General features: G+C 76.2%; 1 protein-coding gene. It reads right to left on the reverse strand.

Translation table 11 applies throughout. From position 1 onward, the window contains the following. Positions 1–323, reverse strand: a 323-nt coding sequence (locus D0817_RS27060) for an ADP-dependent NAD(P)H-hydrate dehydratase (protein ID WP_497756105.1), incomplete at both ends; no start/stop codon positions are given.

Raw genomic sequence — 323 nt, forward strand, 5'->3', positions numbered from 1 at the left:
CCCGTGCCCGCCGTGGCCAGCCCGGGAGTGCCGGTCGGATTGATCACGACCATGCCGTCGGGCCGCGCGAGCACGCTGCCCGCACCCTTGAGCACCACGTGGCAGCGCAGGCGCGCGGCCAGTTCGCGCGCGGCCGCCATGCGGTCGCCCTGGATCACCGCGATCGTCACGCCCAGCAGCCTGGCCGCCTCGAGCGGATGCGGCGTGAGCGCGGTGGCGCCCGTGCGCTGGGCCAGTTGCAGCTGCAGGTCGGGGTTGGCGGCGATCAGGTTGAGCGCGTCGGCGTCGAGCACCAGCGGCGCGGCGCCGCCCTGCGCGCGATG

It is taken from the genome of Flavobacterium cupreum, assembly GCF_003996965.1.
In the GTDB taxonomy this organism is placed as follows: domain Bacteria; phylum Bacteroidota; class Bacteroidia; order Flavobacteriales; family Flavobacteriaceae; genus Flavobacterium; species Flavobacterium cupreum.